At 58.4% G+C, this 25,074-nt stretch carries 22 protein-coding genes, 2 rRNA genes and 1 riboswitch; of the genes, 8 read left to right on the forward strand and 16 right to left on the reverse strand.

Going from position 1 to position 25,074, the window contains the following annotated elements:
- Nucleotides 1-36: 36 nt before the first annotated feature.
- The 12 genes from R0I78_RS13765 to menA all read right to left on the reverse strand — a co-directional run bounded on the left by R0I78_RS13765 (nt 37) and on the right by menA (nt 12,705).
- On the reverse strand, nt 37-1,419 hold the full coding sequence (locus R0I78_RS13765) for an NAD(P)/FAD-dependent oxidoreductase (RefSeq protein ID WP_317075740.1): 1,383 nt from the start codon (nt 1,417-1,419) through the stop codon (nt 37-39).
- Nucleotides 1,420-1,558: 139 nt separating this feature from the next.
- Entirely contained in the window at nt 1,559-2,173 is a 615-nt protein-coding gene (gene thiE / locus R0I78_RS13770) for a thiamine phosphate synthase (RefSeq protein ID WP_317075741.1), read from the reverse strand.
- Nucleotides 2,170-2,967, reverse strand: coding sequence for a hydroxyethylthiazole kinase (thiM, locus tag R0I78_RS13775; RefSeq protein WP_317075742.1), 798 nt, complete (start codon nt 2,965-2,967; stop codon nt 2,170-2,172). The genes thiE (R0I78_RS13770) and thiM overlap by 4 nt, the downstream gene beginning before the upstream one ends.
- Before the next feature lie 4 nt (nt 2,968-2,971).
- Nucleotides 2,972-4,336, reverse strand: coding sequence for a Fic family protein (locus R0I78_RS13780; protein ID WP_317075743.1), 1,365 nt, complete (start codon nt 4,334-4,336; stop codon nt 2,972-2,974).
- A 129-nt stretch (nt 4,337-4,465) separates the two neighbouring features.
- Nucleotides 4,466-4,867, reverse strand: coding sequence for an NINE protein (locus R0I78_RS13785; protein WP_019934609.1), 402 nt, complete (start codon nt 4,865-4,867; stop codon nt 4,466-4,468).
- Nucleotides 4,868-5,246: 379 nt separating this feature from the next.
- On the reverse strand, nt 5,247-6,368 hold the full coding sequence (thiH, locus tag R0I78_RS13790; protein WP_317075744.1) for a 2-iminoacetate synthase ThiH: 1,122 nt from the start codon (nt 6,366-6,368) through the stop codon (nt 5,247-5,249).
- Nucleotides 6,365-7,135 carry a thiazole synthase gene (locus R0I78_RS13795; RefSeq protein ID WP_317075745.1) on the reverse strand — a complete coding sequence of 257 codons (771 nt, stop codon included), beginning with the start codon at nt 7,133-7,135 and terminating at the stop codon, nt 6,365-6,367. Before R0I78_RS13795 ends, thiH begins: the two co-directional genes overlap by 4 nt.
- Before the next feature lies 1 nt (nt 7,136).
- The gene (gene thiS / locus R0I78_RS13800) at nt 7,137-7,337 is read right to left on the reverse strand and encodes a sulfur carrier protein ThiS (RefSeq protein ID WP_019934612.1); all 201 of its coding nucleotides are present in this window, start codon (nt 7,335-7,337) and stop codon (nt 7,137-7,139) included.
- On the reverse strand, nt 7,337-8,095 hold the full coding sequence (locus R0I78_RS13805; RefSeq protein ID WP_317075746.1) for a molybdopterin-synthase adenylyltransferase MoeB: 759 nt from the start codon (nt 8,093-8,095) through the stop codon (nt 7,337-7,339). Before R0I78_RS13805 ends, thiS begins: the two co-directional genes overlap by 1 nt.
- Before the next feature lie 2 nt (nt 8,096-8,097).
- Nucleotides 8,098-9,606, reverse strand: coding sequence for a thiamine phosphate synthase (gene thiE, locus R0I78_RS13810; RefSeq protein ID WP_019934614.1), 1,509 nt, complete (start codon nt 9,604-9,606; stop codon nt 8,098-8,100).
- A complete protein-coding gene (gene thiC, locus R0I78_RS13815) occupies nt 9,603-11,558 on the reverse strand; it encodes a phosphomethylpyrimidine synthase ThiC (protein ID WP_317075747.1) in 1,956 nt (651 codons plus the stop codon). The genes thiE (R0I78_RS13810) and thiC overlap by 4 nt, the downstream gene beginning before the upstream one ends.
- Nucleotides 11,559-11,632: 74 nt before the next feature.
- A riboswitch (TPP riboswitch) is annotated at nt 11,633-11,735 on the reverse strand.
- A gap of 97 nt (nt 11,736-11,832) precedes the next feature.
- On the reverse strand, nt 11,833-12,705 hold the full coding sequence (menA, locus tag R0I78_RS13820; RefSeq protein WP_317075757.1) for a 1,4-dihydroxy-2-naphthoate octaprenyltransferase: 873 nt from the start codon (nt 12,703-12,705) through the stop codon (nt 11,833-11,835).
- A 114-nt stretch (nt 12,706-12,819) separates the two neighbouring features.
- On the opposite strand from menA, the gene R0I78_RS13825 reads away from it, so the two are divergent.
- From R0I78_RS13825 to cysA, 6 genes are all read left to right on the forward strand, one after another.
- Entirely contained in the window at nt 12,820-13,731 is a 912-nt protein-coding gene (locus R0I78_RS13825) for an o-succinylbenzoic acid (OSB) synthetase (RefSeq protein WP_317075748.1), read from the forward strand.
- A gap of 107 nt (nt 13,732-13,838) precedes the next feature.
- Nucleotides 13,839-15,818, forward strand: coding sequence for an exoribonuclease II (locus R0I78_RS13830; protein WP_317075749.1), 1,980 nt, complete (start codon nt 13,839-13,841; stop codon nt 15,816-15,818).
- Nucleotides 15,819-15,981: 163 nt separating this feature from the next.
- Entirely contained in the window at nt 15,982-16,989 is a 1,008-nt protein-coding gene (gene cysP, locus R0I78_RS13835) for a thiosulfate ABC transporter substrate-binding protein CysP (RefSeq protein ID WP_317075750.1), read from the forward strand.
- A gap of 3 nt (nt 16,990-16,992) precedes the next feature.
- Nucleotides 16,993-17,835: a sulfate/thiosulfate ABC transporter permease CysT gene (gene cysT / locus R0I78_RS13840; RefSeq protein WP_317075751.1), complete on the forward strand. Its 843-nt coding sequence runs from the start codon at nt 16,993-16,995 to the stop codon at nt 17,833-17,835.
- Nucleotides 17,835-18,674, forward strand: a complete 840-nt coding sequence (cysW, locus tag R0I78_RS13845; protein WP_317075752.1) for a sulfate/thiosulfate ABC transporter permease CysW — start codon at nt 17,835-17,837, stop codon at nt 18,672-18,674. Before cysT ends, cysW begins: the two co-directional genes overlap by 1 nt.
- Nucleotides 18,675-18,679: 5 nt before the next feature.
- Nucleotides 18,680-19,771 (forward strand): sulfate/thiosulfate ABC transporter ATP-binding protein CysA, encoded by a 1,092-nt coding sequence (gene cysA, locus R0I78_RS13850; RefSeq protein WP_317075753.1) that lies wholly within the window; start codon nt 18,680-18,682, stop codon nt 19,769-19,771.
- Between the two features lie 88 nt (nt 19,772-19,859).
- Here the strand turns inward: cysA and cysM are convergent, their stop codons facing one another.
- Nucleotides 19,860-20,750, reverse strand: coding sequence for a cysteine synthase CysM (cysM, locus tag R0I78_RS13855; RefSeq protein ID WP_317075754.1), 891 nt, complete (start codon nt 20,748-20,750; stop codon nt 19,860-19,862).
- Between the two features lie 146 nt (nt 20,751-20,896).
- On the opposite strand from cysM, the gene R0I78_RS13860 reads away from it, so the two are divergent.
- Entirely contained in the window at nt 20,897-21,250 is a 354-nt protein-coding gene (locus R0I78_RS13860; RefSeq protein WP_317075755.1) for a DMT family protein, read from the forward strand.
- A gap of 1 nt (nt 21,251) precedes the next feature.
- On the opposite strand, the gene R0I78_RS13865 is transcribed toward R0I78_RS13860, so the two are convergent.
- Entirely contained in the window at nt 21,252-21,866 is a 615-nt protein-coding gene (locus R0I78_RS13865; RefSeq protein ID WP_019934625.1) for a LysE family translocator, read from the reverse strand.
- A 107-nt stretch (nt 21,867-21,973) separates the two neighbouring features.
- Between R0I78_RS13865 and R0I78_RS13870 the strand changes: the two genes are divergently transcribed.
- Complete coding sequence (locus tag R0I78_RS13870) at nt 21,974-24,637, forward strand: bifunctional acetate--CoA ligase family protein/GNAT family N-acetyltransferase (RefSeq protein WP_317075756.1); 2,664 nt, start codon at nt 21,974-21,976, stop codon at nt 24,635-24,637.
- Between the two features lie 116 nt (nt 24,638-24,753).
- Here the strand turns inward: R0I78_RS13870 and rrf are convergent.
- A 5S ribosomal RNA gene (gene rrf / locus R0I78_RS13875) occupies nt 24,754-24,868 on the reverse strand.
- A gap of 87 nt (nt 24,869-24,955) precedes the next feature.
- A 23S ribosomal RNA gene (locus tag R0I78_RS13880) occupies nt 24,956-25,074 on the reverse strand; the annotation flags it as partial.

Consider the following 25,074-nt stretch of genomic DNA (forward strand, 5'->3'; position numbering starts at 1 on the left):
TATATCGCGGGCTTTTTATTAGCTCAGGGCTGGCTTTCAGTCGACCTTATCGAAGTTCTTGTTTTCAATAAACTCAAGGGACATAAAGCTTTCCAGTGAGTCGTCCTTGATATCCAGCCAGGTGCCCGGCAGACGGGCAGCCATGGTGCCGGTCACGGTGGAGCGATAGCACTTTTCGCGGAAGTTCATAATGCCTTCCTGCTTGTGCTGCTGCCATTCCTTGAGCAGGGCTGCTTGCTCTTCCACCTTAAACTCGGGATAGTCGGTGGGGCCGAGCAGATCGCGAATATAGCTGGCCTGGAAATCAATGGAGTCACAGCAGCCACCCAGCCGCTCGTGGCGCGTCAGCCAGCTGTCCATATCTTTACGGCGCTGATCTGCCTCAGGCAAGGTGATCTTGCCCATGATCACGTCGCGGGCATACCAGGCCTGGGCGTCGAACATGTTGAAGGTGAAATACTGATCCTGCATGCCCAGATAAATCATCTTCGGGTTGTTCTGGAAGAAAATGCCCTTGTACAGGTTGTCCGGGTACAGGCAGTTATGTGTCTGCAGACGCAGTGCATCCGGCAGGAACGGGAAATGGAACAGATAGCCGGTGCACATAATAATGGCATCGAACTCTTTGGTAGAGCCATCGGCAAAATAGCCGGTGCTGCCATCAAAATGAGACAGCAGCGGACGTTCTTCCATGCCCTCGGGCCAGTCAAAACCCAGCGGATTGCTGCGATAGCTGATGGTTACCGATTTAGCACCGTACTTATAGCACTGGGAGCCGATGTCTTCCGCTGAATAGCTGGCACCTACCAGCAGTACGTTCTTGTCTTTAAATTCCAGCGCGTCACGGAAGTCATGGGCATGCAGTACCCGGCCCGGAAACTGCTCTACACCCTCAAAGTAAGGCATGTTGGGGGTGGAGAAGTGACCGGTGGCCACCACCACATAGTCAAATTCGTCGCTTTCCTGCTGACCGGTCTTGTGGTTCATCACGGTCACGGTGAACTTGCCGGTAGCATCGTCATGGCTGACCCAGCGAACCGGGCATTCAAAACGGATGTATTTAGAAATGGCCTGCTTGTCGATACGACCCATGATGTAGTCTTTCAGCACGGCACGCGGCGGATAGGAAGGAATGGCACGGCCGAAGTGCTCGTCAAACGAGTAGTCGGCAAATTCCAGACACTCTTTCGGGCCGTTGGACCACAAATACCGATACATGCTGCCATGAACTGGCTCGCCATTTTTATCTAAACCCGTGCGCCATGTGTAGTTCCACATGCCACCGATGTCACTTTGCTTTTCAAAACAAACGATTTCCGGCAGATCCTGAACCCCTGCCTTGCGAGCTGCTTCAAACGCTCTCAACTGTGCCAGACCACTGGGACCGGCGCCCAAAATCGCGATTCTTTGCTTGCTCACAATCAACTCCTTCTACTGCAAAAACCTTGCCATACTAAAGGAACTGACTGCTGAGTTACAGTTTTTTGTATAAAAACGCCGCAAAAATACACAAACACCCTAAACAATAGGGTGCTAAGTGCTTATATGAAAAAGTATTTTATTCCAGAATCGCACGCAATGTGCGGGCTGCTGTCTGCGGGCAGGAAGCACTGCAAATGGCTGATACCAGCGCCACACCATGCACACCGGTTTGAGCAATAATGCCTAAATTATTCTGATGGATACCCCCAATGGCCACGATGGGCCGGGCGCTGACGGCCAGCGCCCGCTGCAGTCCGTCTATACCCCAGTGCTTTTTGAGATCGGTTTTGGTGGGCGTAGCAAAAATGGCACTCAGGCCCAGATAGTCTATCGGCAATGATTCGGACTCGAATAATTGTTGCTCTGTCTCTACCGACAGCCCCAGCAGCTTATCCGGCCCCAGCAAACGCCGGGCACAAGCCGCCGGCATATCAGACTGGCCCAGGTGCACCCCATCGGCATTCACCGCCAGCGCTACATCCACCCTGTCGTTAATAATCAGCGGAATCCCTGTGCCTTTAAGCACTGACTGCACCGCTTCGGCCCGCTCAATAAAGGCACGCACATCGCCGTGTTTTTCCCGTACCTGCACCAGGGTTACGCCACCGGCCACCGCCTCGCGCACCACCTGCTGCAGGCGTTCCACCGGCAGCTGTTCGTCCGTCACCAGATATAAACGATACGGGTTCATGCTGTAGTCACCTCAATGCTCAAATGGTTTTCCAGGGTCTCGGCATCAAGCCGGTAGAGGGTATCAAGCAGGTTGAGTTGCAGGCTGCCCGGCCCCGGCGACCGGGCGGCGGCGATTTCTCCCGCCACACCCATTACCGCCGCGGCCGCCGCACCAGACATTTCCCCCACAGCGGCAAAAGCACCGGTAAGTGCCGACAAAGTGCACCCCATGCCGGTAACAAAGGGCATCATGGCATGGCCGTTGTTCAGCCTGACTTCGCGGTTTTCACCGATAATGATGTCGGTTTCACCGGAAATCACCACATGAGCGCCATACTGCTGCACCAGTTGCTGCCCGGCGCTTACTGCTGCTTCGCTGCCATCCATGGCATCCACCCCCTTGCTGTTGGCAGCCGCACCGGCTAGGGCAATAATTTCTGAGGCATTGCCACGAATAATCAGCCGCTCTGCCAGCGCCGCCAGCCGGCGCGAGGTATGGGTGCGCAGGCTGCTGACACCACAGCCCACCGGATCCAGCACCACCGGCTTGCCGTGCCGGTTGGCCAGCGTCACCGCCGCTTCCATGCTTTCAATCCAGTGGCTGTCCAGGGTGCCGATATTAATCACCACGGCCCCCACCAGCGGTACCAGCTCCTCCAGTTCATCTTGTGAATGGGCCATAATGGGTGACGCTCCCAGCGCCAGCAGGCCATTGGCGCTGTTATTCATCACCACATAGTTGGTAATGTTCAGCACCAGCGGTTTTTGTTCCCGTACCGCCTTGAGTGCGGTAATGATTTGTTGTTTGTTCATTGACTTATCCCTGCCAGTTTTGCTGAATTTCTGCCTGTTCTAGCATAAAGAACACCCATTCTCTGCCCAGCTTTCGTTTACCAAACACGCCCAGCTCCACCAGACCGTTAAGGGCGGCAGACGCCGTATTGTAGGAGCAGCCCAGGTTTTCTCTGGCATTAGCCGCGGTAAATTCTCTGGCCTTGCCACTTTTGGCCACCTGAAAGATCACCCGCTGCTTTTCCGACAACTTGCGATACAGGCCGGAGTGCCAGATCCAGGCATTGAACTGTTCAATGCTTTCAAGAGTGCTGGTATAGGCCTTTTTAAAGTCATTAATGGCCCGCAATATCACCTGACACTGGTAATCCACAAAATAGGTCAGATCCATGTCGTCGGTTTCGGTATACAGATAAGACTTGCCGTATTTCACCGGCACCGCCTTGAGCAGGGTACTGATGGCAATATAACGAAACGCCGCATAATCGCTTTTAAACAGCTGCCAGTAAAACAGGGTACGGGCCACCCGGCCGTTGCCATCCCGGAACGGATGCTCGTAACCAATGGTAAAATGCAGGCAAATAGCCTTGATCATGGGGTGAATGTAAGCATTACTGTCGGCATCATCATGATTAACGTTGGCCCACTCCACCAGCCTTGTAAGCCGCCGGCGAATGCCCTTTGCTGAAGGCGGCACATGCACCGTATTGCCATCGGCATCCACCACCGCCACGTCGTCGGTTGTTCTGAACACACCCGGCGTGTACTCATCGTCGTCGATGTCTTCGGTGCCGGTCTTGTGCATGGCCAGTATCAGCTCCACGCTCAGCGGTTTGTGTCTTTGCTCCCAGGCAAACTGCATCATTCTGAAATTACCCAGGATCATTTTCTCATCCGGCGTTCTGGGCTTGCGCTTTCTTTTCAGCATGTCTTTGGCCACCAGTGTGGTGGTGGCCGCCCCTTCAAGCTGACTGCTGCTGATGGCTTCGTCCTCGATCAAATCGTTGATCAGATACTCGAAGTGATTTTCTTCCCCGATTTTGCTGCTCATCCACTCCAGCGCTCCTGTGGTGGCGTGGCGATCGGCCCATGAAATGGCCTTCTGAATGGCGGGGGTCAGCATGAAATTGCACAGCTCCCCCCGCTCGCCCAGCGGCAGCAGCTGTAGGTACTGAACCCGGCGCGACAGCTTGGTCATGGCCCAGCACAAATCCACATTCAGTCCTTTGGGAACCCGATGGCGAAATTCGTCATAAGGCAGATAGCGCCCTTTGGCATCCACCGGCGTGTGCAGCGCCATGTAATCGGCCAGACGCTCGGGATGCTGACAGGAAATGGTCTCAAATACACCGGGCAACAGCTCACTGGACGGCGGCGGTATCTTGATCATGACGCTATCTCAAAAAAGGAAACAATTGAGATAACATTACTATATTTGGGTCCGACTGTCTCAGTTTATGAGGTTTTTGAGACAGAAAAAAAGCGCCTGATGGCGCTTTTGTATAAAATCTGAAATAAATCAGCCAAAGCGGCGTGAACGGCGGTTAACCTCGTCGATCTGGGTATTGAGAGTGCAGTAATCGTAGAGATAGCCGATCAGGAACAGGCCGCCAGTGAGGAACCAGATAATGGCGGTGACCCACTTACCCAGATAGAGCCGGTGCAGGCCAAAGATGCCGAGAAAGGTCATCAGTATCCAGGTCAGGCTGTAGTCTTTGGGGCCGGTGGCGTAGCGCTGATCAGCATCCCGGTCCATGGACGGAATAAGAAACAAGTCCACAATCCAGCCGATAAAGAACAGGCCAAGGGTAAAGAAGTAGAGGGTGCCGCTGACGGGACGGCCATAGTAAAAGCGGTGAGCGCCCATGAACCCGAAGATCCACAGAATGTAGCCGATCACCTTGCTGTGTGTGTTGTTCATGCAGCCTCGGGCAGTTTGATAAAAACGACCATTCTAGACCTTGCCCATGGCAACCGCCATGCTTGTATTTGCATCGGCGACCCGGTTCGTCGTTCACCCTGCAGGAGCTGTCAGCGATCAGCTTTAAGTGTAAGTAAAACAAAAAGGCTGCAGGCACGGCATTGTGCCTGCAGCCGCTAATAGCTGACAGCCAGCTCATAGACTCTCGAAGCAGCAGTGGGGATTGCCGTAGCCGACCGTCACATGCCATGGACGGCATGTGCCGAGCGTCCCATGGATGGGCTCGAAGCGTGTCGGCGGAGTGCAACCGCACTGATGCTTCGTACCACGGCGTCTTCAAGCCGCGGGCCGCTTGGCTGTCAGCTTACGGCTTCAAGCTTCAGCGGCTTGCAGAGTAGCTGTTGTCCCAGTCCTTCCATACCGGCTGCAGGCCGGTGGCGGCAATGGCCTGGGCCACTTCGGCGGGGCTGCGGTCGTCGTCAATTTCAAACTGTTCCAGCTCTTCCTTGACGTTGTCCACATAGCCGCCGGGCTGGGTTTTGGAGCCGGCGCTGATGCTGGTGACTCCGAGCGGAATCACCTTGTCTCGGAACTCCTGGGCCTCCCGGGTAGACAGGCTCAGCTCCAGCTCGCCGTCGAGCATGCGGTAGGCGCAGATCAGCTGCACCAGCTGACGGTCGGTCATGATCGACTTGGGCTGCAGGCCGCCGGTGCAGGGGCGCAGCCGCGGGAAGGACACCGAGTAGCGGGTCTTCCAGTAGTGCTTCTGCAGGTAACGCAGGTGCGAGGCGGTGTAAAAGCTGTCGGTACGCCAGTCTTCCAGACCGTACAGCGCGCCCAGGCCGATTTTATCGATGCCGGCCTTGCCCAGGCGGTCCGGGGTTTCCAACCGCCAGCGGAAGTCCTTCTTCTTGCCGCGAATATGATGCTCGTCGTAGGTCAGGTGCTGGTAGGTTTCCTGATACACCATAACACTGTCGAGGCCATACTGGCGCAGCTCGGCGTATTCTTCCTGAGACAGCGGCTGCACTTCCATCATCACATAGCTGAAGTGGCGCTTGACGATGGGCAGCATTTGCTTGAAATACTCCAGACCCACCTTGCCCTCGTGCTCGCCGGTCACCAGCAACACGGTATCAAAGCCCATGGCCTTGATCGCCAGGCATTCCTGCTCGATTTCCTCGGCGCTCAGAGTTTTGCGCTTGAGCCGGTTGCTCATGGAAAAACCGCAATAGGTGCAGTCGTTGGCGCACAGGTTGGACAGATACAGGGGAATGTAAAAACCCACTGTGTTGCCAAAGCGCTGCCGGGTCAGCTGATAAGACTGCTGCGCCATTTGCTCTAGATAGGGCTCCGCCGCCGGCGAGATCAGCGCCATAAAGTCGTTCAAATCCCGCTTCGGCTTGGCCAGCGCCCGCTCCACATCGGCGGCGCGCTTGCTGTAGATGGTCATTTTGATGTCATCCCAGTCCATGGATGACCAGACATCGAAGAAACTCATAAGGTCTCCAGGAAGGACGTCAGCGGACTGGACGCCTGAGCCTGCCGGCTTTGCCCGGCCAGACCGGCTTCATAGCCCATGCGACCGGCAATCACCGCTCGGCGGAAGGCATCGCCCATGGCAACCGGGTCACCGGCCACGGCAATGGCGGTGTTCACCAGCACGGCGTCGGCACCCAGCTCCATGGCGTAGGCAGCGTGGCTGGGGGCACCTATGCCCGCATCCACCACCACAGGCACAGTGCTCTGCTCAATGATGATTTCGAGGAAGTCGTGAGTGACCAGACCCTTGTTGGAGCCAATGGGCGCACCCAGCGGCATGACGGCGGCACAGCCCACTTCTTCCAGCCGCTTGCACAGCACAGGATCAGCACCGCAATAGGGCAGCACCACAAAACCTTCCTTCACCAGCTGCTCGGCAGCCTTGAGGGTTTCAATGGGATCGGGCAGCAGGTACTTGGGATCCGGGTGAATTTCCAGCTTGAGCCAGTGGGTGCCCAGGGCCTCCCGGGCCAGACGGGCGGCGAACAGGGCTTCGTCTGCGTCTTTGGCACCGGAGGTGTTGGGCAGCAGGTTCACCCCCATTTCCAGCAGCGGCGGCAAAATGTCATCGGTACGGTTTTTCAGATCCAGACGCTTCAGCGCCATGGTCACCAGCTGCGAGCCGGAGGCCGTGAGTGACTGCTGCATCTGCTTGCCGTTGGCATATTTGCCGGTGCCGGTAAACAAACGGGATTCAAAGGTTTTATCGGCGATTTTCAGACTCATATCAGCCTCCGGCAATGGCGTGGAACAGGGTAATGTTGTCGTTGGGTGCAAGCTGACGCTCCGCCCACTGGCTGCGTGCCACCACTTCACGGTTGAGTGCCACCGCCACACCGGGTTTGTCCTGCTCCAGTTCGGTCAGCAGCTGCGCCAGGGTGGTCCCCTCGGTCAGCGGGTGTTGTTCGTCGTTCAGAATTATGTGCATCAGTTCTCACTCCCCTTGATTCCACATACCGGGCAGGCCGGGTCCTTGGGCACTCGAAGGCTGTGCCAGCGGTGGGCCTTGGCATCAAACAGCTTGAGCTCACCCCAGGGCACAGTGCCGGTGCCGGCTAAATACTTGATGGCTTCCAGTGCCTGCAACAAACCGATGGTGCCCACCACGGGGCCAATCACACCGGCGTTGCTGCAGGTCAGCCGTTCTTCCATTTCAGGGCCATACAGGCAGCGATAGCATCCATGCTCGCGGGACGGATCCAGCGCCAGCAACTGGCCTTCAAAGCGAATGGCCGCGCCCACCAGCAGGGGCTTGCCCTCGGCGTAGCAGGCGGCGTTCAGAGCCTGGCGCACCGTCATGTTGTCGGTGCAGTCCAGCACCAGGTCTGCCTCGGCCACAAAGCCGGCCAGACTGTGCTCGTCCATTTTCTGATTCACCGCCACCAGCTCGACCTCGGGGTTGAGCTTTTGCAGCTTTTCCCGGGCCACTTCGGCCTTGGCCATTTTCAGGCTGTCGACGTCATACAGGGTCTGGCGCTGCAGGTTGCTGACCTCAATCTGATCGAAGTCGGCCAGCCAGAGGGTGCCCACACCGGCTGCCGCCAGATATTGAGAGGCCGGCGAGCCCAGCCCGCCCAGGCCCACAATGAGCACGGAGGCGTTTTTCAGCCTGAGCTGACCTTCCTCGCCCACCTCTTCCAGCAGCAGATGCCGGCTGTATCGCATGAATTCGCTATCGCTGAGCATGATTAGCCCTCCACCATGTGCAGCAGTTCCTGCGTGGCTGCATCCGGATCCGCCGCCTCGGTAATGGCGGTGACCAGTGCAATGCTGCCGACGCCGGTTTCCGCCACCAGCGGCACTCTGTCCTTGCTGATGCCACCAATGGCCACCAGCGGGAACTCGTCCTGCATCAGTGCCACATAGCGATGAAGCCGCTCCAGGCCCTGCGGGCGGGACGGCATGTCTTTGGTGCGGGTAGGGAAAATATGCCCCAGCGCCAGATAAGACGGCTGCAGCTCCCGGGCCCGCAGCATCTCGTAATAGCCGTGGGTAGACAGCCCCAGCTTGAGGCCGGCAACCCGAATGGCTTCCAGATCCGCCACTTCAATGTCTTCCTGACCCAGATGCACACCATAGGCACCATGCTGAATGGCCAGCCGCCAGTAATCGTTGATAAACAACCGGGCGTTATAACGCTTGCCCAGCTCCACCGCGGCCTTGATATCGGCTTCCACCTCGGCATCGGTCTTGTCCTTGATGCGCAGTTGCAGGGTGCGAACCCCCTGCTCCAGCAGTCGCTCCAGCCAGGCAACCGTGGTCACCACCGGGTACAGACCGAGCTTGTTGGTGTCCATGGCGGCAAAAGCGCCATTCGGGTGCGGACCTTCAATACCCAGCTGCCCGGCCAGCGGGCTGCCGGGCATGACCACGGCAGGAAAGTCATCCAGATTGGTGGGCCAGCCCAGATGGGCCACCGGACCGGCACCGGCACCAATGCCTTCGGCGGCTTTCAGGCCCTGATTAACGTAGGCCTTGGCCAATACCAGAGCATCCTCGATGGGATAATCCAGCGCCATGGCGGTGGCAATGGCGGAGGACAAGGTACAGCCGGTGCCATGACCGTGCTGCGTGTCGAGGCGCGGGCTGGCCAGCCAGATTTCCCGCTCGCCGTCACTGTAGAAGTCGATGGACTGGTCGCCGGTCCAGCCGAGATGGCCGCCCTTGACCAGCACAGCACCTACGCCCATTTCCCGCAGGGCGGCAGCACCGGCACGCAGTGCCTGAGGTGAGTCGGGCGTTATGCCCGACAAGGCTTCCAGCTCAACGGCGTTGGGGGTGATCAGGTCCACTTCCGGCAGCAGATCAGCCTTGATGGCCGGCAGCAGGTTGGCTTCTGCCATGGACTGACCGGTGCTGGCAATGGCCACCGGATCCAGCACCACATAAGGCTGCCACTGGCGGCGATATTCCTTGAGGTAGCGCGCCAGCACCTCGGCGCGCAGTCCGCCCGGCAGCAGGCCCACCTTGATGGCGGCGGCCTGCATATCGGTAGACAGAGAAACCAGCTGGCTGGTAAAGGCCTGCATCAATACCGGCTCCACCATGGATACCGACACCGAGTTCTGAGCGGTAATGGCGGAGATGACTGAGCAGCCGTGGCCGCCCAGTGCATGAATGGTGTGCAGATCGGCCTGAATGCCGGCTCCGCCACCCGAGTCGGAACCGGCTATGGTCCAGACGATGGGTTTGGTCATAGAGTTTCTTGCTCCAGTTTATCGGCCTGGTGATAGAGCTCACCGCCGCGTTTCTTGAATTCTTCCGACATTTTCGCCATGCCGGCCTGTACGATTTCAGGCTGGCCGTCCATACCCACCAGCTGCACTGCTATGTTGTTTTCCAGGCTGGCGGCGTAGTCGCGCACGTCCTGAGTGATCTTCATGGAGCAGAACTTGGGTCCGCACATGGAGCAGAAGTGCGCCACCTTGCCCGATTCCTGAGGCAGGGTTTCGTCGTGATATTCCCGGGCGGTTTCCGGATCCAGCGCCAGGTTGAACTGATCGTGCCAGCGAAACTCGAAACGCGCCTTGGACATGGCGTTGTCACGAATTTGCGCGCCCGGGTGGCCCTTGGCCAGATCGGCGGCATGGGCGGCGATCTTGTAGGTGATCAGACCCTGCTTCACGTCTTCCTTGTTGGGCAGCCCCAAGTGCTCCTTGGGAGTAACGTAACAGAGCATGGCACAGCCGTACCAGCCGATCAGCGCCGCACCGATACCAGAGGTGAAGTGGTCGTAACCCGGGGCGATGTCGGTGGTCAGCGGGCCAAGGGTATAGAAAGGCGCTTCGTGGCAGTGCTCGAGTTGCTCTTCCATGTTGCGCTTGATCATGTGCATGGGAATGTGACCCGGGCCTTCAATGATCACCTGCACGTCGTATTCCCAGGCGATCTTGGTCAGCTCACCCAGCGTATGCAGTTCGGCGAACTGAGCCTCGTCGTTGGCATCGGCCACCGAGCCCGGACGCATGCCGTCACCCAGTGACAGGGACACATCGTAAGCGGCACAGATTTCACAGATTTCACGGAAGTTCTCGTAGAGGAAGCTTTCCTTGTGGTGAGTGAGGCACCACTTGGCCATGATGGAGCCACCGCGGGACACAATGCCGGTCACCCGCTTGGCGGTCATGGGCACATAGCGCAGCAGCACGCCGGCGTGAATGGTGAAGTAGTCCACGCCCTGCTCGGCCTGCTCGATCAGAGTGTCGCGGAACACTTCCCAGTTCAGGTCTTCGGCCACGCCGTTCACTTTTTCCAGGGCCTGGTAGATGGGCACGGTGCCGATGGGAACCGGGCTGTTGCGCAAAATCCACTCACGGGTTTCGTGAATGTAGCGGCCGGTGGACAGATCCATGACGGTGTCGGCACCCCAGCGGGTGGACCACACCAGTTTTTCCACTTCTTCTTCAATGGAAGAGGTCACTGCCGAGTTGCCGATGTTGGCGTTGATCTTCACCAGGAAGTTGCGGCCGATGATCATGGGCTCGGCTTCCGGGTGGTTGATGTTGGCGGGAATGATGGCGCGGCCTTCGGCCACTTCCTTGCGCACAAATTCTGGGGTGATGTTTTCCGGCAGATTGGCACCAAAGCTCTCGCCCTTGTGCTGCCTGAGCAGCAGTTCGTCCCGCACCCGCTCACGGCCCATGTTTTCGCGAATGGCGATGTATTCCATCTCGGGAGTGATAATGCCTTTGCGGGCGTAGTGCATCTGGGTCACGCACTGACCGGCCTTGGCCTTGCGCGGCTTGGGCAGGTGCTCAAAGCGCAGGTGATCCAGGCCATCGTCGGCCATGCGCTGCTGAGTAAACTCGGAGGTGACGCTTTCCAGCTCTACGGTGTCGTTACGCTCCAGAATCCAGTCCCGGCGCAGCTGGTGCAGACCCTTGCGCACATCAATTTCAGACTCGGGATCACCATAGGCACCTGAGGTATCGTATACCGGTACCGGATCGTTGGGCTCGAAAATCGGGTTTTCTTCAGTGCCGCCCTTGTAGCTGTCGGCCAGGGCGATTTCGCGCATGGCGACTTTTATGTCGGGGCGTGAGCCGTCGAGATAAATGCGGGAGGAATTCGGAAAGGGTTCGCCCTTCAGGTTGTGAATATATTCCTGGGCCTGGCTGCGAACTTCACGACGGTTTACTTTTGTTGACATAGCAATCTCACTTTTGCGTCCATTTGGTGAAATGCTTGTCGGGAGTGTTGATAAAGAACTGCCTACATCCGGTGGCGGGTTCTTTACTTGCTTCCCTTCGCAGGTATTAGCCTGATCAGGTTCAACGGATCCCGCTTTCGCGGTCTCAGCCCCATGAGGGCACTCCGACAAGATGGTCGCAGTATAACCAGACCGAGTTCACAAAAGCAAAGATGATTCATTGCCAGGCAACAGCCAAAATGGCACCGGGCCGTTACTTTTTTGCATAAACCACTCAGGACGTTACCAGCCCCAATGCCAGACCCACGGTCAGAATCAGGGTACCTTTGGCAGTGAGCGCCAGTGCCCGGTTCAGCTCGGTGCCTTCCCGGGTCAGCACCAGCTTCAGCCCTTGGGCAAGCGGCCACAGCCCCAGCAGCGCCAGATACCCCCAGCCGGTCATCAGCCGTTCGGCTGCCAGCACCGCCAACGCCAGCAGCCCGGCCTGCCAGGCCCGTGCCCGGGGCAGCCCCAGCCGTAAAGCAAGCGTGTGTTTGCCCGCCTGAGCATCACCCGCCAGGTCACGAATATTGTTGATATTGAGCACCGCCATCGACAGCAAGCCTGCCACCAGCGCCGCCCAGCTGCCGGCAGCGGCAAGCTCCGGCCGCATCAGCCAGCCAGTGCCCAGCACCGCCACCGGACCAAAGAACACAAATACTGCCGCATCGCCCAGCCCGGAATAACCATAGGGCCGCCGGCCCAGGGTGTAGCCCAGCGCCGCCAGCACAGATAATGCCCCCAGCAGCAAAAAGCCCAGCCAGGCGGCAAGGTCGTGACCCAACGCCAGGGTCAGCAGCGCCAGTCCGCTTGTCAGAGCCAGTAAAATCACCACTACTATGGCCCGGCGCAGCTGAGCCACCGACACTTGCCCCGAGGCCAGCACTCGTACCGGGCCGGTGCGCTCATGGCCATCTGTGCCACGCAGACCGTCACCGTAATCGTTGGCCAGATTCGACAGAATCTGCAGTAACAAGGCCGTGAGCAGGGCCAGGGCCAGCACACCAACATTTACAGTGCCGGCACTGGCGGCTCCCAACACAATGGAAGCCACCGCCAGCGGCAGGGTTTTGGGCCGAATGGCCAGCAGCCAGATGTTCAGGGGCATCACAAACACAATTCCGCTTATATAAAGCGCTCCATGATACTCAATAAACACCGCTGTTGCTTACTGTGTCGGCATGTTACCTTTATGTGAAAATAAGTATGAGAGCGCCTGTTTATGTCTGTTTCCGTATATCGTTATGCCCTGCCGCTGACCAAAGAAAAAGTGATCGACGGCGTTGCCGTGCGCCGCCGCCGTGGCTTGTATATATGTATTAACGGTCACTGGGGCGAGGTGGCACCCCCGGTCACCGCCGATATAGCAGCAACAGAAACCGAACTGCTGACCGCCTGCGCGCGGCTGGAACAAGGCCTTGAGCATACAGCCACCTCACCCTGGGTGCGCTTTGGACTGGGTTGCGCGCTCACGCCACTCACAGCAGCACCCGCTCCCAGCCTGCCGCTGCTGGAAGGCGAGCGCGAAGCCATTATTCGTGCCTGGCGCTGCCGCAGGGAGCACCCTGTTCAAGCCTGGCTGACCCTGACCGGCGATGTGCAGCTTGACGCCGGCCTGGTGCGCGAGCTGTCCATTCTGGTGCCCGGCCTCAGGCTGGTGCTGGATGCCGGCGGCCGGCTCAGCGAAGTACAGCTGGCTGAACTGTGGCGACATACCGGTGGCCGCGCTACCGACTGGCTGCTGGACCCCGGTGCCAGCGCGGCCGACACTCAGACGCTTGCCCAACGACATGGCTGGCCGGTGGCCATCAGTGCTGATCGCTGTGGCGGTAAACTCCCGGCGGTGTTTGAAGGGCTGAAAGCACTGGTACTGCGCCCCTCCCTGCTGGGCGAGCCGCCTCTGTGCCGGCAATGGGCCAATACGGCACTAGCGCAAGGGCTGCAGGTGATGCTGGCGGGCAATCTGGAAAGCGGCCTGGCCAATCAGCATATTGCACAACTGGCGGGGGAGCTGACACCGGACAGCCCGGCTCAGGTCGACGGCCTGCGTTATTTGCTGCACAACGGCGTGAATACGGAAGGGCAGCCGCAGGCGCAAAACCTCACCCTGATTTACGGCCCGGACTGTTTATAAAACCGCCATAAAATGCGCACCAAATTGGTGCAAAAGGCAAGGTTTTCTTGGCATTATGCGGGTAAATCCGTATAGTCAGGCCGATATTTCGACAGGTTCCCAAACACATGTTTCAAGACAATCCCCTGCTGGCTCAGCTCAAGCAACAAATCCGCGACACCCTTCCCACCAAGGAAGGCATGGTCAAAGGCACCTCCAAGGGCTTCGGCTTTCTCGAAGTCAGTGACAAGGAAAGCTATTTCATTCCGCCCCCTCACATGAAAAAGGTGATGCATGGCGATCACATTACCGCCGTGCTGCGCACCGAGAACGACAAGGAGATGGTGGAGCCCGAGACCCTGATCGAGCCCGGCCTGACCCGCTTTGTGGCCCGGGTGAAGTGGTTCCGTGACCGGCTCAATATTGTGCCCGATCACCCGCTGATGAAAGACGCCATCAAGGCTCGCACCATCAAGGGGATGAACGACAAGGACCTGAAAGATGGCGACTGGGTGCTGGCGGATCTCAAGCGTCACGCCCTGAAAGACAATGGCTTTTTTGCTGATGTGGTGGAAGTGATTGCCGGCGTGGAAGACCCCATTGCCCCCTGGTGGGTGGTGCTGGCCCGCAATAGCCTGGCCAACCAGGCCCCTCAGGACCGGGAACAGTGGGAGCTGCTGGACGACACTCTGCCCCGCCAGAACCTGACCGAAGTGCCCTTTTTCACCATCGACAGCGAGTCCACTCAGGATATGGACGACGCTTTGAGCGTGAAAAAGCTGGATGACGGCGGCTGGGAGTTGCTGGTGGCCATTGCCGATCCCACCGCTTATGTAGCCCACGACAGCGACATGGACAAAGTAGCCGCCGAGCGCGCCTTTACCGTGTATTTGCCGGGCCGCAACATTCCCATGCTGCCGCGCACCCTGGCCGACGAGCTGTGCTCCCTGAAGGAAGGCGAAGATCGCCACGCCCTTTGCGCCCGCATTCATATTAACGCCGACGGCAAAGTGGCCGACAACGCCGACTTTTTTGCCGCCCGCATTCGCTCCCACGCCCGCCTGGCCTATAACAAGGTCTCCGACTGGATTGAAGGCACCGGCGACTGGCAGCCCGAAAGCGAAGTGATTGCCGAGCAGTTGCGCGAGCTGAACACCATGACCCTGGCCCGCAACAACTGGCGCAGCACTCACGCCATTGTGTTCCCGGACCGCCCCGACTTCCGTTTTGAACTGGACGATGCCAGCAACGTGGTGGCCATTCACGCCGATCACCGCCGCATTGCCAACCTGATGGTGGAAGAGTCGATGATTGCCGCCAACCTGGCCTGCGGCAACTGGCTGACCAAACACTGCGGCACCGGTGTATTCAACGTGCACGCCGGCTTTGATGAAGAAAAACTGGCCCAGCTGCAGGAACTGCTGAAAGAGCATGATGCACCGGTAGACCTCGACAGAATCACCACCCTGGAAGGTTTCTGTGAGCTGCGCCGCTGGCTGGATAGCCGCGACACCAGCTATCTGGACAACCGGGTGCGCCGCTTCCAGTCTTACGCCGCCATGAGTACGGCTCCGGGTGAGCACTACGGCCTGGGTCTGGACGCCTACGCCACCTGGACCTCGCCCATTCGTAAATACGGCGACATCATCAACCACCGGCTGATCAAGGCCATTCTGGCCGAGAAGGCCCACGATGCTCACGCGCCCAACGCCGAGCTGGCCGTGCACCTCTCGGAGCAACGCCGCATGCACCGCCGTGCCGAGCGCGACATTGCCGACTGGCTGTATGTGCGCTATCTGCAGCCGGCGGTGGCTGGCGGCCATGTGTTTGATGCCGAGATTATCGACATCGGCCGCGGCGGCGTGAAGCTGCGCCTGCAGGAAAACGGTGCCGTGGTGTTTATGCCGTCCTCCCTGATCCTGCCCAACCGGGATCGGCTGGAATGCAGCTGGGACGACGGCCGCGTCTATCTCGACAAGCAGCCGGTATACGAGCTGGGCCAGCGCATTCAGGTGATCCTGACCGAGGCTATCGAGGACACCCGCTCGCTGATCGCCAAACCGGCTATTCCGCTGGTACCGGAGAAGCAGGAAAAACCCGCTTCCTGAGCGGAATTCTGATACTGAAAAGGCCTGCACATGCAGGCCTTTTTTGTCCCTTATATCCACCCTTGCTTATATATTCCAAAAGAAACTATCAAAGATGGTTTAAATATCTTTTGCGCATATTAGAATCGATTACAGTTTCTTCATTTTTGTTTGGAGTTGAATCATGCGCAAATCCCTTCTGGCTTCCGTGCTATTTGCTGCCGGCATCAGTGCTACCGCCCTGCCGCTGCAGGCCAAGGAGCTGCTGAACAGCAGCTATGACATCGCCCGCGAGCTGTTTGCTGAAATCAACCCGGTGTTCGTAAAACACTGGCAGGAGCAAACCGGTGAGACCCTGGAGATCAAACAGTCTCACGCCGGCTCGTCCCGCCAGGCCCAGGCCATTTTGCAGGGCCTGCGCGCCGATGTGGTGACCTATAACCAGACCACAGACGTGGACGTGCTGCACCAGAAGGGCAAGCTGATCCCCGAAGACTGGAAGGCCCGCCTGCCCAACGACAGCTCTCCTTACTACTCCACCATGGCGTTTCTGGTGCGCAAGGATAACCCCAAGCAGATCGCAGACTGGGATGACCTGACCCGGGAAGACGTGCAACTGGTGTTCCCCAACCCGAAAACCTCCGGCAATGGCCGTTATACCTATCTGGCCGCCTGGGGTGCCGCTCACAAGGCCTTTGATGGCAACGACGCCAAGATTCGCGAGCACATGGGCAAGCTGGTGAAACAGGTTGCCGTGTTCGACACCGGCGGTCGCGGTGCCACCACCACCTTTGTGGATCGGGGCATTGGTGATGTGCTGATCACCTTTGAATCGGAAGTGAACAACATTATCGCCCAGTACCCGGATCAGGCCTTTGAGCGGGTGGTACCGCCGGTGGATGTGCTGGCCGAGTTTCCGGTGACCTGGATTGACCGCAACGTGGAGCGTAACGACACCGCCGGCGCCGCCAAAGCCTATCTGGAGTTCCTCTACACCCCAGAGGCCCAGCGCATTCTGGCCAGCTACAACTACCGGGTGCATAACGAAGAAGTGGCCGCCGAAGTGGCCGATCAGTTCCCGGCCACCGAGCTGTTTACCGTGGAAGAGATCTTTGGTGGCTGGGAGCAGGCCATGCAGGATCACTTTGCTAACGGCGGCAGCCTGGATCAGCTGCAAGCCGAGGCCCGCTAAGCCATGGCGGCGTTGCTGGGTGCTTCCAGGCGGGTGCTGCCGGGCTTTACCCTGAGCCTGGGCACCAGCCTGCTGTTCGTCAGCCTGATCATATTGCTGCCGCTCACCGGGCTAGTGATGAACACCAGCCAGATGGGCTGGGAGCAATATTGGCAGGTGGTGACAGACCCGCGGGTGGTGGCTACCTACAAGGTGACCCTCAGCGCCGCCGCCGTGGCCAGCCTGTTCAACATGGCCTTTGGCCTGCTGATGGCCTGGATCCTCACCCGCTACCGTTTTCCCGGCCGGGCCCTGCTCGACGGCCTGATGGACCTGCCCTTTGCTCTGCCCACGGCGGTGGCAGGCCTGACCCTGGCCTCGCTGTTTGCCACCAATGGCTGGTACGGTGCCTGGCTGGCAGAGCTGGGTATCAAGGTGTCCTACACCTGGGTGGGCATAGTGGTGGCCATGGTGTTTACCAGCGTGCCCTTTGTGGTGCGCACCGTGCAGCCGGTGCTGGAAGACCTGGGCCCGGAATATGAAGAAGCCGCCGCCACCCTGGGGGCCAGCCCCTGGCAGGCCTTTACTCGCGTGGTGCTGCCCGAGCTGCGGCCGGCGCTGTTTACCGGCACTGCGCTGTCATTTACCCGCAGTCTGGGGGAGTTTGGCGCCGTCATCTTTATTGCCGGCAACATGCCCTGGCAGACCGAAATCACTTCGCTGATGATCTTTATTCGGCTGCAGGAGTTCGACTATGCCGCCGCCAGCGCCATTGCCAGCCTGGTGCTGCTGGCCTCGTTTGTGCTGCTGTTTACCATCAACACTCTGCAAAGCCGCTTTATGCGCCGCATTCGAGGTAACGCCTGATGGAACAGACGCTCACGCTCAGGGCTTCCCGCCCCTGGGGCCGCTGGCTGCTGATTGGCACCGGCGTGGTACTGACCCTGCTGTTGCTGGTGGTGCCGATGATTGCCATCTTTGCCGGCGCGCTGGCCGCCGGTGTGGGTGGTGTGATTGACAACCTGGCTGAGCCCGACATGCTGCACGCCATTGGCCTGACCCTGATGGTGGCGGCCATTACCGTGCCCATCAACCTGGTGTTTGGCACCCTGCTGGCCTGGCTGGTCACCCGCTTTCGCTTTCCCGGCCGTCAGCTGCTGCTGACCCTGATGGACGTGCCCTTTGCGGTGTCACCTGTGGTGGCCGGCCTGCTTTATCTGCTGATGTACGGCGTAAACGGCCCGGTGGGCGGCTGGCTCGACAGCCACGATATGCAGCTGATGTTTGCCTGGCCCGGCATTGTGATGGTGACGGTGTTCGTAACCTGCCCCTTTGTGGTGCGCGAGCTGGTGCCGCTGATGAGCAGCCAGGGCACCGACTCGGAAGAGGCCGCCGTGCTGCTGGGTGCCAGCGGCTGGCAGCTGTTCCGTAAGGTCACTCTGCCCAATATTCGCTGGGCGCTGCTTTATGGCGTGATCCTCACCAATGCCCGGGCGGTGGGCGAATTTGGGGCCGTGTCTGTGGTGTCCGGCGGCATTCGCGGTGAAACCAATACCCTGCCCCTGCATGTGGAGCTGCTGCATCAGGACTATAACGCCGTGGGTGCCTTTACCGCCGCCGCCCTGCTGACGCTGATGGCAGTGGTCACCCTGATGATTAAATCTTATCTCGAGTGGCGTCTGCACAACGCCAGTGAACAGGAGTAACCGGCATGAGCATTCGCATTGACGGCATTCAAAAGTCCTTTGGCAAGACCCGAGTACTGCACGATATCAATCTGGATCTGCCCAGCGGTCAGCTGGTGGGTCTGCTGGGGCCGTCGGGCTCGGGCAAGACTACGCTGCTGCGCATTATTGCCGGGCTGGAGCAGGCCAATGCCGGCCGCATTCACTTCAGCGGCACCGAAGTGACCGGGCTGCACGCCCGGGATCGCAAGGTAGGCTTTGTGTTTCAGCATTACGCCCTGTTCCGCCATATGACGGTGTTCGACAACATCGCCTTTGGTCTGACCATTAAACCAAAGAAAGAGCGTCCGTCCGCCGCCGAGATCAAAATCCGGGTGGGCAAGCTGCTGGAAATGATCCAGCTGTCGCACCTGGCCGACCGCTTTCCGTCCCAGCTGTCCGGTGGCCAGCGCCAGCGGGTGGCGCTGGCCCGGGCGCTGGCGGTGGAGCCACGGGTGCTGCTGCTGGACGAGCCCTTTGGTGCCCTGGATGCGCAGGTGCGCAAGGATCTGCGCCGCTGGCTGCGCCGGCTGCACGACGATCTGCACTTTACCAGTGTATTCGTGACTCACGATCAGGAAGAGGCGCTGGATGTGTCGGATCAGGTGGTGGTGATGAGCCAGGGCCGCATTGAGCAGATTGGCAGCCCCAACACCGTCTGGCAGCAGCCCGCCAGCCGCTTTGTGCTGGAGTTTCTGGGCGAGGTGGCCAAAATCGACGGCGAGCTGGCGGATGGCCGTTTTCGCGTGGGCGAACATGGCCTGGCACTGCCGGCGGCGACGCAGCATAACGGCGCTGCCAGCTGGTATCTTCGCCCCCACGAGATAGGCCTGCAGGCCGAGGCAAGCAGCAGCCATCCACTGCCGGTGCGGGTCACCGACGTTAACCCTCGCGGTGCCCTGGTGCACCTGGAGCTCGAGCCCGCCGGCTGGCCGGGCCCGCTGCTGGAAGCCGAACTGCCCCAGCATCAGCTGAGTAATGTGGCGCGGGGCCAGACTCTGTATCTGGGTGGCCAGCAAGGCCGCCTCTACGCCGGTGACCGCCAGCTCAGCGAAAGCAAGCTGGCGTTATCGGCCTGAAAGGATCAAAAGAGGGATTAGGGATTCGTGACTGGGGACTGGCAGAGACGTTTTCTAATCCCCGGTCCCTGATCACCAATCCCGGTTTTTATCCGTTAAACACACCCGATGACAGGTAGCGGTCGCCCCGATCGCAGACAATAGCCACAATCACGGCGTTATCCACTTGCTCCGCCAGTTTCAGCGCGCCGGCCACGGCACCGCCGGAGCTGACGCCGCAGAAAATGCCTTCCTCTCGTGCCAGGCGCAGCATGGTAGCCTTAGCTTCTTCTTCGCTGATATCCAGCACCGAATCCACCCGGCTTTTGTCAAAGATGCCTGGCAGATAGGCCTCGGGCCAGCGCCGAATTCCCGGAATATGGCTGCCTTCGCAGGGCTGCAGGCCCACAATCTGCACCTCCGGGTTCTGCGCCTTGAGGTATTGGGACACGCCCATGATGGTGCCGGTGGTGCCCATGCTGGAAACAAAGTGGGTAATACGGCCGTCGGTTTGTTGCCAGATCTCGGGGCCGGTGGAGAGCAGGTGGGCTTGCGGGTTGTCCGGGTTGTTGAACTGGTCAAGGATCACGCCCTTGCCTTCGGCGGCCATTTGTTCCGCCAGATCCCGGGCGCCTTCCATGCCTTCTGCCTGGCTCACCAGAATAAGCTCGGCACCATAGGCGCGCATGGAGGCCTTGCGCTCTTCGGTGGAGTTGTCGGGCATGATCAGCACCATTTTGTAGCCCTTGATGGCGGCAGCCATGGCCAGGGCGATGCCGGTGTTGCCGCTGGTGGCTTCAATCAGGGTATCGCCAGGCTTGATGATACCGCGCAGCTCGGCCTGCTGAATCATGTTCAGGGCCGGTCTGTCTTTTACCGAGCCAGCCGGGTTATTGCCTTCCAGCTTGACCAGCACACAACTGTTGGTGTGATTGGTCATACGCTGCAGGCGCACCAGCGGCGTGTTGCCGACATAATCCTCAATGGTCGGAAATGACATAGGTAATCCTTTGCTACAGTGTCTGCAGCTAGTTTACCTCCGAGGTGCCAGGCAAGTTAAGAGGCAGTAATAAATAGCCCGGTTACGGCTTGCGCCAGAATCAGCCCGGTATAATAATTCGCCGGCCCTGTTCACGGAGAGTCCTTATGCCGCCACTGGCCATTACCATCAGTCTGCTGATCCTCAGCAACATTTTCATGACGTTTGCCTGGTACGGGCATCTGAAAAATATGCAGCACAGCTCCTGGATCTGGGCCGCCCTGGTCAGCTGGGGTATCGCCCTGTTCGAATACCTGCTGCAGGTGCCGGCCAACCGCATTGGCGCTCAGGTGGTCAATGTGGGTCAGCTCAAGATCCTGCAGGAGGTGATCACCCTGTCGGTATTCGTGCCCTTTTCCATACTCTACCTGAAAGAGCCCTTTCGTATGGACTTTGTCTGGGCCGGGCTCTGCCTGCTGGGTGCCGTGTTCTTCATGTTCCGCGAGCGGCTGTTTGGCTGAATCAGCGACTTAGTGCCAGCCGGGCACCCAGTACCATCATCAGTATTCCCGAGATCCGGCCCAGATAAACGGAAAAACGCTCCCGGCCTGCCAGGCTGCGCTGCAGCCGCTGCCCCAGCAAACCGTAGCCGCCGTTGCACAGAGTGGCGGTGAGAGTAAACACCAGCCCCAGTTGCAGCAACTGTAACGGCACCGAACCACCGTCAAAAGTGACGAACTGGGGCAGAAACGCGAGGAAAAACAGCGCTACTTTGGGGTTAAGCAGGCCCACGGTCAGCCCTTGCCTGAAAATACGCCAGCTGCTTTGCTCATTAGCAGCGGCAGGTAACGCCAGCCTGCTGGCATGACGCAGGCTGCTCCAGCCCAGATAGAACAGATAAGCCGCACCGGCATACTTGATCAGGGTAAAGGCGGTAGCCGACTGCAACACCAGCGCCGATAATCCCACCACTGCCAGCAAAGTATGGCCAAGATAAGAGATCCCAAGCCCGAGCGCCGCCAGCATGCCGGCGCGACGATGGCCACCCAGGGCCTGAGAAAGGATAAAAAAGATATCCGGCCCGGGGGTCAGATTCAGGGCAAGACAGGCGGGAATAAACAGTAACCAGACTTCCATCACAGTCTCCGGTGGCGTTTGTTCATGGTCAACACAAAATGGATAACAGGCTGATAATATGATTCAAATATTAGTTTGGTGCCACATATCCCTTTTGAGGAGACGCTATGCCCCAGCAAGGACTCGATGCCCTGTTCAGGCCTGCCAGTATTGCCGTTATCGGAGCTTCCCACCGGGACGACGGTGCCGGCAAACTGGTAATGAAAAACCTGCTGGCCGGCAATTTCAGCGGCCCCGTTATGCCGGTTAACCCCAAATACGAGGCCGTGGCCGGAGTGATGGCTTATCCGAATATCGCCAGTCTGCCGCGCGTTCCTGATCTGGCCATTATCTGCACACCGGCAGAGAAAAATACAGAGATTATCGAACAACTGGGACAAAAGGGCTGTAAAGCCGCCATTATTCTTGCTGCCGGCACTACTAATGAGCAGCTGGAGCAAATGAAAGCCAGCGCCCGCCAGCACCGTATGCGTCTGTTAGGCCCTAACAGCATGGGAGTAATACTGCCGCATCTGGGGTTAAATGTGAGTTTTGCCCCTTTTCCGGCCAAAAAAGGGCGAATTGCCTTTGTTTCACAATCTTCTGCGGTGTGTGCGACGATTCTGGACTGGGCACGGCATAACGATATCGGCTTCTCTCATTTTATCTCCCTGGGTGATGCCTGCGATATCGACTTTGCTCAGTTGCTCGATTACCTGTCCCGGGACCGGCACACTAATTCCATTTTGCTGTATATGGATGCCGTGCAGGATGCCCGTGCCTTTATGTCTGCAGCCCGTGCCGCGTCCCGCAACAAGGCTGTGCTGGTGGTCAAAAGCGGCAAAACCCGTATTGGCGCTCAGTTGGGTCATATTCATACCGGCGGCCATGTGGGCATGGACTCAGCCTACGATGCCGCCATTCGCCGGGCCGGCATGCTGAGAGTGCGCGACACTCACGACTTGTTTGCCGCGGTAGAAACCCTGAACCATTCACACAGTCTGCGGGGCGAGCGGCTGGTTATTCTCACCAACGGCGGTGGTCCGGCCATCAATGCCATCGACACCCTACTGGCCCGGGGCGGCAAGCTGGCCAGCCTGACCGACACAACACGTGCGGCACTGGACAACGTATTGCCGCCATCCTGGTCTCGCACCAACCCCATCGACATCGTCGGTGATGCACCAGTAGAGCGCTATGTGGCCAGCCTTCGGGTATTGCTCGATAGTGACGATTTTGATGCCATTCTGATCATGCACGCGCCCTCGGCTGCGGTAAACAGCACAAAAGTAGCCAAAGAGCTGATTGAAGTACTGCGCTCTCATCCCAGAGCCAAACGTTTTAATATTCTGACCAACTGGTCCGGTGAAACCAGCGCTTTTGAAGCCCGCCGTTGCTTTACCGAAGCCGGCATTCCCACCTATCGCACGCCGGAAAGCGCTGCCGGTGCTTTTATGCATATGGTGGAATATCGACGTAACCAAAAACAGCTGATGGAAACCCCCGAGTCCATTTCAGACATGCCCAGTGATGGCGACACAGTCCGCAAGCTCATTGGTCAGGCTTTTGAAGAAGGACTGAACCAGCTCGATACTCATGAAGTGAGCCGGCTGATGGCCGCTTATGGCATTGACGTTTTGCCGACCTGGATTGCCACTGACGGCACCGAAGCAGCCCATATTGCCGAACAAATTGGTTATCCTGTGGCGATCAAGCTGCGATCTCCCGATATTGTGCATAAATCGGAAGTGTCGGGCGTAGTGCTCAACCTGCGTTCGGCCGCAGAGGTGGCTCAGGCTGCCGATGCACTGCTCGACCGGGTGCGGCAGGCATACCCCAGTGCTCGTATACACGGCCTGATGGTACAGCGCATGGCGCGCCGGGCAGGCTCTCAGGAGCTGCATATAGCGGTTCGCTCAGATCCCGTGTTTGGTCCGGTCATTCTGCTGGGTGACGGCGGTGTGGATCTGGAAGGAGAAGAGCAGGCCGCAGTGGCATTACCCCCCTTAAACATGACCCTGGCCCGCTATCTGGTTATTAATGCGCTTAAAAGCGGCAAGGTGCGTGCAAACCGCTCTCAGCACCCCATGGATATGATGGCGGTATGTCGGGTGCTGACTCAGGTATCTCATCTGATTATCAACCACCCGGAGATTGTCAGCCTCGATATTCATCCGCTGCTGGCCACCGGTAGCGAACTGATTGCACTGGATGTAAGCATGAAGCTCACTCCCTTTGAAGGAGATGGCCAGACCCGGCTTGCTATCCGGCCTTACCCCAGAGAGTGGGAAGAGCGTACTGTGCTTAAAGATGGCACTCCGGTCACTCTAAGGCCCATACTCCCCGAAGATGAGCCAGCCCATCAGGATTTTGTCAGCCATGTTACTGATGAAGACAGATATAAACGCTTCTTTGCCGATGTGGTGATCGGCCATGAAGAACTGGCTCATATGACTCAGATAGATTATGACCGGGAAATGGCCTTTGTAGCCGTGGCCAGTAATGGCAGCATTCTTGGTGTAGTACGGGCAGTTTCTGATCCTGACAATAACGATGCCGAGTTTGCTGTGCTGGTACGCTCGGATCTCAAGGGTGTGGGACTGGGCCGTATGCTGATGGAGAAGATCATTCGTTATGCCCGGCAGCGCGGTCTCAACAGCCTGAGCGGTATCACAATGCCATCGAATCGGGGCATGGTGATGCTGGCCCGCAAGCTGGGCTTTAACACCAGAATGCAGCTGGAAGACGGTATCGTTGAGCTGAAGCTGCTGCTGAATAATGAGGTTTTGTAGGCCCGGTTTAACCGGGCAATAAATGCATACGCCCCGTATAAAACGGGGCCTGCAAACACAAAATACAGAAACGAAAAAAGCCCTTCACATCAGTGAAGGGCTTTTTCTTATTGGGTGCCTGGCAGTGACCTACTTTCACATGGCAGCTGCCACACTATCATCGGCGCGGTTGCGTTTCACTACTGAGTTCGGCATGGAGTCAGGTGGTTCCACAACGCTATGGCCGCCAGGCATAAAACTTGAATTCGGAAAAAAGCTGTTTTGATGAATCTGTTTTGTTCTCGAGACCGCAAGTCTCTCACACTTCTTGGGTGTTGTATGGTTAAGCCACACGGGTCATTAGTACAGGTTAGCTGCACGCCTCACAGCGCTTCCACACCCTGCCTATCAACGTCCTGGTCTCGGACGGCCCTTTAGAGGCATCAAGTACCTGGGGA

The sequence above is a fragment of the Oceanimonas sp. CAM02 genome, from assembly GCF_032842915.1.
Lineage (GTDB): Bacteria > Pseudomonadota > Gammaproteobacteria > Enterobacterales > Aeromonadaceae > Oceanimonas > Oceanimonas smirnovii.